The sequence below is a fragment of the Protofrankia sp. CiP1_Cm_nod1 genome (assembly GCF_920888515.1).
Classification (GTDB): domain Bacteria; phylum Actinomycetota; class Actinomycetes; order Frankiales; family Frankiaceae; genus Protofrankia.
This window is the reverse complement of sequence record NZ_CAKKTM010000310.1, coordinates 1-5,851: the sequence shown is the minus strand read 5'-3', so window position 1 is coordinate 5,851 and position 5,851 is coordinate 1. Positions and strand designations below refer to the sequence as shown.

Annotated in this window: 8 protein-coding genes and 1 pseudogene; all 9 read left to right on the top strand. The window is 73.0% G+C overall.

All coding sequences use genetic code 11. The features are described from left to right. Positions 1-143 precede the first annotated feature (143 nt). On the top strand, positions 144-1,535 hold the full coding sequence (nifN, locus tag NBX02_RS13875; RefSeq protein WP_250291654.1) for a nitrogenase iron-molybdenum cofactor biosynthesis protein NifN: 1,392 nt from the start codon (positions 144-146) through the stop codon (positions 1,533-1,535). After that, the gene (nifX, locus tag NBX02_RS13870) at positions 1,529-1,927 is read left to right on the top strand and encodes a nitrogen fixation protein NifX (RefSeq protein ID WP_013874043.1); all 399 of its coding nucleotides are present in this window, start codon (positions 1,529-1,531) and stop codon (positions 1,925-1,927) included. The genes nifN and nifX overlap by 7 nt, the downstream gene beginning before the upstream one ends. Beyond that, on the top strand, positions 1,924-2,418 hold the full coding sequence (locus NBX02_RS13865; protein ID WP_250291651.1) for a NifX-associated nitrogen fixation protein: 495 nt from the start codon (positions 1,924-1,926) through the stop codon (positions 2,416-2,418). The genes nifX and NBX02_RS13865 overlap by 4 nt, the downstream gene beginning before the upstream one ends. Next, positions 2,405-2,614, top strand: coding sequence for a CCE_0567 family metalloprotein (locus tag NBX02_RS13860; protein WP_250286498.1), 210 nt, complete (start codon positions 2,405-2,407; stop codon positions 2,612-2,614). Before NBX02_RS13865 ends, NBX02_RS13860 begins: the two co-directional genes overlap by 14 nt. After that, entirely contained in the window at positions 2,611-2,988 is a 378-nt protein-coding gene (nifW, locus tag NBX02_RS13855; protein WP_250291648.1) for a nitrogenase-stabilizing/protective protein NifW, read from the top strand. Before NBX02_RS13860 ends, nifW begins: the two co-directional genes overlap by 4 nt. Then, entirely contained in the window at positions 2,988-3,281 is a 294-nt protein-coding gene (locus NBX02_RS13850; protein WP_250286502.1) for a nitrogen fixation protein NifZ, read from the top strand. The genes nifW and NBX02_RS13850 overlap by 1 nt, the downstream gene beginning before the upstream one ends. Beyond that, a complete protein-coding gene (nifB, locus tag NBX02_RS13845) occupies positions 3,278-5,017 on the top strand; it encodes a nitrogenase cofactor biosynthesis protein NifB (protein WP_250291646.1) in 1,740 nt (579 codons plus the stop codon). The genes NBX02_RS13850 and nifB overlap by 4 nt, the downstream gene beginning before the upstream one ends. Continuing rightward, positions 5,014-5,601: an iron-sulfur cluster assembly accessory protein gene (locus NBX02_RS13840; RefSeq protein WP_250286505.1), complete on the top strand. Its 588-nt coding sequence runs from the start codon at positions 5,014-5,016 to the stop codon at positions 5,599-5,601. Before nifB ends, NBX02_RS13840 begins: the two co-directional genes overlap by 4 nt. 67 nt (positions 5,602-5,668) lie before the next feature. Then, positions 5,669-5,851, top strand: a pseudogene (locus NBX02_RS13835) (iron-sulfur cluster assembly accessory protein); the annotation flags it as partial.

Here is a 5,851-nt window from a genome sequence, read left to right as displayed (position 1 = left end):
GGCCCGGCCGGCCCGGCGGGGCCAAGGGCCGGTGCCACCGCCGGTGCTACCGCCGGTGCCGTGGCCGGTGCCGTGGCCGCCGGCGCGGCCGCGGGCGGCGGCTTCGACGACATCGACGACGACAGCGATCCCGAGGTCTTCTGATGGCCCGCGTCACCACCGGCGGACACCGGGCCGCCTTCGACCCGCTCAAGCACAGCCAGCCCCTCGGCGGCGCGCTGGCCTTCCTCGGCCTGGCCCGCTGCATCCCGATGCTGCACGGCGCGCAGGGCTGCTCGGCGTTCGCCAAGGCCCTGCTCACCCGCCACTTCCGCGAGCCCATCCCGTTGCAGAGCAGCGCCATCAACGACGTCAGCGCCGTGCTCGGCTCGTCCGAGTCGCTGCTGAGCGCGCTGGACACGATCAACGAGCGGCAGCGGCCCGACATCATCGGGGTGCTGACCACCGGCCTCACCGAGGTCACCGAGGAGGACATGTTCGGCGTCCTCGGCGCGTCGAAGTACGCCCCGGGCCGCCGTGACCCGCTGGTCGTCGCGGTGTCCACCCCGGACTTCCACGGCGGGCTGTCGGACGGCTGGTCCGCGGCGCTGCGGGGGATCGTCGCCGCGGTCCCGGCCAGCGAGGTCACGGTCCCCGGCCGGGCCGCCGTGCTCGTCGGCCCGACGCTGACCGCGGTGGACATCGACGAGATCGCCGACCTCGTCCGGGCCTTCGGCCTCGACCCGGTGGTCGTCCCCGACCTGTCCGGGTCGCTCGACGGGCACCTCGCCGCGACCTGGTCGCCGCTGACCACCGGCGGGACGGCCCTCGACGCCCTGCTGGGCCTGGCCGGCTGCGAGATCGTCATCGCGGTCGGGTCCGCGGCGGCCACCGCCGCCGGGGAGCTGGCGGTCAAAGCCGGCGTCCCGCTGATCGCCCACGACCACCTCAGCGGGCTGGCCGTCACCGACCGGCTGGTCACCGACCTGATCCGGCACACCGGCGCGGCCGCCCCCGAGGCGGTCCGGCGCTGGCGCCGGCGGCTGGCCGATGGGCTGATGGACAGCCACTTCGTCCTCGGCGGGGCGAAGGTGGCCCTCGCCCTCGAGCCAGACCTGCTCGTCGCGGTCGGTTCGCTGCTCTACGACGTCGGCGCCGAGATCGTCACCGCCGTGTCGCCGACGGACGCCGACGTGCTGCGGCAGGCGCCGTGGGAGGAGGTCGTCGTCGGCGACTTCGTCGACCTCGCCGAACGGGCCGCGGCGGCCGGCGCCGAACTTCTCGTCGCCTCCAGCCACGGGGCCGGCGCGGCCGCCGAGGCCGGCGCGGCGCACCTGACGATGGGCTTCCCCGTCTACAACCGGATGGGCGCCCCGCTGCGTGCCACCTCCGGGTACCGGGGCAGCCTCCAGTTGCTCGTGGACGCGGCCAACCGGCTGATCGAACACCGTGAGTCACATCGCCCGTCGCATCACCCGGCAGCTCCGGCACCGGCGCGCCCGGCGGCGGCCGCGTGCCCGGAGCAGGCCGAGGACCTGGAGGAACTGGCATGTTGAAGGTCGCCTTCGCCACCAGCGACGGCATCGTCGTCGACCAGCATTTCGGCTCGTGCCGCCGGTTCGACGTCTACGAGGTGTCCGCGGAGCTCGCCTCGCTGTACGAGAGCCGGGTGCTCGACCCGGCCGTCGACGACGAGGCCGAGAAGATCGAGAGCCGGCTGGACGCCATCCGGGACTGCGCGATCCTGCACGTCGCCGCGATCGGCGGGACCGCCGCCGCGAAGGTGGTCCGGGCCCGCGTCCATCCGCTGAAGGTCACCGAGGACACCTCGATCGCGGACCAGATCGTCCGGCTGCAGCGGGTCCTCGCCGGCAACCCGCCGCCGTGGCTGCGCAAGCTGCTGCGCGCGAGCGGGTCCGGCGCCACCCCCACCTGGAGCCCGCGATGACCATCGACAGCACCGGCACCGGCACCGGCAGTGCCGGCGGCGCGGGCGCGGACGTCGCCACCGGCTTCCTGCGTGACCTGGTCGACCAGCTGCGCGCCGGGGACACCTACGGCCAGCTCGACCGCCTCGGCGGGGAGAGGCTGCTCAGCCCGTTCGTGCTCACCCCGCAGCAGCGCCGCGAGCTGGGGATCTCCTGTGACGTCGACCCGGCCACCGAGGGCCGGCTGCGCTCCTTCTACCAGGCGGTCGCCGCCGGCATCGAGAAGGCGACCGGCCTGGTCACCGGTTATCTGCTCGATCTCAGCCACGAGGGCTTCGGCCGGGTCACGGTGTTCACCGGCCGGCTCGTGGTCGTCTCCGAGGTGCTGCGCGACGCGCACCGTTTCGGCTTCGACTCCATCGACCATCTTGCCGGGCGCGGCGAGGCGCTGGTCAGCGCCGCCGCCGCGCTCGTACGTGCCTACCCGGAGGTGGCCCGTGACGACTCCTGACGACATCCCCGAGCTGCGCACGAAGCTGAAGAAGCTCAACAGCCTCGCCACCCGTCTCAAACTCGACCTGCACGACCTGGCCGAGGACCTGCCGGTCGGCTGGGAGCAGATCCTGGAGACGGCCACCGCCACCTACAACGCCTATGTCGAGATCAGCCGCCTCGAGCGCGAGCTGGCGAAGGCCGACGCGTCATGACCGCGGCATCCGCCGGGCAGGTGCCGTCCGCTGGGCAGGTGCCGCCCGCCGAGCGGCTGGCGCGCTTCCGCCAGTGCGTCACCGCCGAGGACTACTTCCAGGCCCTGGACGTCCCCTTCGACCCGAAGGTGGTCGCGGTCAACCGGCTGCACATCCTGCGGCACTTCTCCCGGGCCATGGCCCGCACGGACGCGGGGAATCCCGCTCCGCCGGAGCGGCTGGCCGCCTACCGCGCCGCCCTGGTCGCCTCCTACGAGGCGTTCACCACGGGCACCGCGCTCGACCACCGCCTGTTCAAGGTCCTCGCCGACCGCGCCCCCCAGGCGTTCGTCGCCGTGGACACCGTCACCGTTGAAGCCGAGAAGAGGGCCTGATGGACGTCAGTTTCGAAGAGCCGCTGTCCGAGGCCGCCTACGACGTCGGCGACACCGTCGTGGCCCTGAAGGACCTGCGCAACGACGGCACCTTCCCCGAGCCGGGGATCAGCGTTGGGGACGTGCTGGTGGAGACCGGGACGGTCGGCCACGTCCACGGTGTGGGTGTCTACCTCCAGGAGCACATCGTCTACGCGGTCGCGTTCACCAACGGCCGGGTGGTGGGCTGTCTGGAGCGCGAGCTGGACCTGGTGTCCGCCGCGCCGGGCCGTGAGGCGGGTGAGCGGGCATGACCCCCCGACCGGCCCCGGCAGCACAGCCGGCACAGCCGGCGCCGGTACCGGCGCGGTCGATCCCCCTGACGGTGCTCTCCCCGGCCGAGGCGGCCGCGCCGCCGGTGGCCGCGGCGCCGGCGCCGGCGGCGGGGTGCGCGTCCACCAAGGGATGCGGCGCCAGCACGACCGGCCTGGACCCCGCGATCGCCGAGAAGGTCGCCAACCATCCCTGTTACAGCCAGGACGCGCACCAGTACTACGCCCGGATGCACGTCCCGGTCGCGCCGGGCTGCAACATCCAGTGCAACTACTGCAACCGCAAGTTCGACTGCGCGAACGAGAGCCGCCCCGGCGTCACCAGCAGGCTGCTCACCCCGGAGCAGGCGCTGGCCAAGGTCAAGCGGGTGGCCAGCGAGATCAAGCAGATGAGCGTGCTCGGCGTGGCCGGGCCCGGGGAACCGCTGGCCAACGCGGGGCGCACCTTCCGCACGATGGAGCTGGTCGCCCGGGAGTGCCCGGACATCAGGCTGTGCGTGTCCACGAACGGGCTCACCCTCGTCGACCACGTCGACCGCATCGCGGATCTCGGCATCGACCATGTGACGATCACCATCAACATGATCGATCCCGAGGTCGGCGAACGGATCTACCCTTGGGTGGCCTTCCGTGGCAGGCGCTACACCGGCCGGCAGGCGTCGAAGATCCTCTCCGAGCGGCAGCTGGAGGGGCTCGCGGCGCTCACCGGACGCGGGATCCTGTGCAAGGTCAACTCGGTGATGATCCCCGGGGTCAACGACGAGCACCTGGTGGAGGTCTCCCGCACGGTCCGCGGCATGGGGGCGTTCCTGCACAACGTGATGCCGCTGGTGTCCGCCCCCGAGCACGGCACCTACTACGGCCTGACCGGGCAGCGCGGGCCGACCCCGCAGGAGCTCAAGGCGCTGCAGGACCGCTGCGAGGGCGACGACGGCGCGGAAATGAACATGATGCGCCACTGCCGGCAGTGCCGGGCCGACGCGGTCGGCCTGCTCGGGGAGGACCGCGGCGACGAGTTCGGCCCCGAGACCTACCTGGACGGCGAGGTCACCTACGACCTGGCCGGCCGCCAGGAGGCGCACGCAGCGATCGAGCGCTGGCGCTCCGACGTCCGCGCCACCCGGGAGGAGCTGCGGATCTCCGCCGGCGCGGCGAAGCCGGAACACACGGTGCTGGTCGCGGTCGCCACCAAGGGCGGGGGAGTGGTCAACCAGCACTTCGGCCACGCCGAGGAGTTCTGGATCTACGAGGCGGGCGAGAAGTGGGCGCGTCTGGTGGGCACCCGCAGCGTCGCGCGCTACTGCGAGGGCGTCTCCGAGTGTGACGACGGCGAGGACGACAAGGGGTCGGTGCTCGACCGGACCGTCCAGCTGCTGTCGGACTGCGCCGCCGTGCTGTGCAGCAAGATCGGTAACGGCCCGCGGGAGGCGCTGGCCGCGGCCGGGGTCGAAGCCGTCGAGTGCTACGACATCATCGACTCCGTGGTCGCCACCGAAGGTGCGCGGCTTGCGGCGCGGGGCGTCCAGCGGGTGGCGGACGACGCCCACCACGCGGCGCGGAGCGCCTGCCGCCCGGCCGCGGAGCCGGCCGGTTTCGCCGCCGACCCGCTGGCAGGCGGCTCGCTGGCATCTGACGACCTGTTCGAGGACACCCCGGACGGGCGGCCCGCCCCGCACCCGCGGCCGGCCGGGCCCGTCGCGGCAAAGGTGGGATCATGATTACGAAACTGCAGGTTGTGCTCACCGAACGTGCCGGCGAGCAGGTCCGGGCGCTGCTCGCCCGCGACGGGACGACCGCCGGCTACGGCCTGCGGGTCGGCGCGGAGCCCGGCGGCTGCTCGGGCTACAAGTACAGCCTCGCGCTCGCGCCCACCGCCGAGAAAGGTGACATCACCGTCCGGCAGGACGGGTTCGACGTGTTCGTCGCGTCCGAGTCCGCCTCGTTCGTCCACGGGGTCCGTATCGACTACGTGGAGTCGCTGACGTCCTCGGGTTTCGTCTTCTCCAACCCGCGCGTGTCGGATCCGTGCTCCTGCGGGTCGTCCTTCTCCGCGGCGGGCCCGGACGGCGACGAGGACAGCCTCTGGCAGCAGGTCGACGAGGCGATCCAGCAGGTACGGCCCTTCCTGCAGCGCGACGGCGGGGACGTCACGGTCGTCGACATCACCGCGGGTGTCGTCTCGGTCCGGCTCACCGGAGCCTGCGGGGGATGCTCCGCCGCCCTGGACACGCTCACGGGCGTCATCGAGCGCCAGCTGAAGGAATCGGTGCCAGCGGTCGAGCGGGTCGTCCTCGCGTACTGACAGTCGGGCCGTCCTCGCTACTGACAGCTCCGTCCAAGCGCGTCCGAGCGCATCTGGAGGTGAACCAGTGAGTATCACGATCAGTTTTACCGAACGGGCGGCCGGCCAGGTGCGCGCGCTGCTCGACCGGGAGGGGACCACCCCCGGCGCCGGCCTGCGGGTCGGCGTCGACGGCGACGGCGGCGGCTGCGCCGGGCACCGGTACCGGCTGGCCGTCGAGCCCGCGCCGCGCGCCGGCGACGTCGTCACC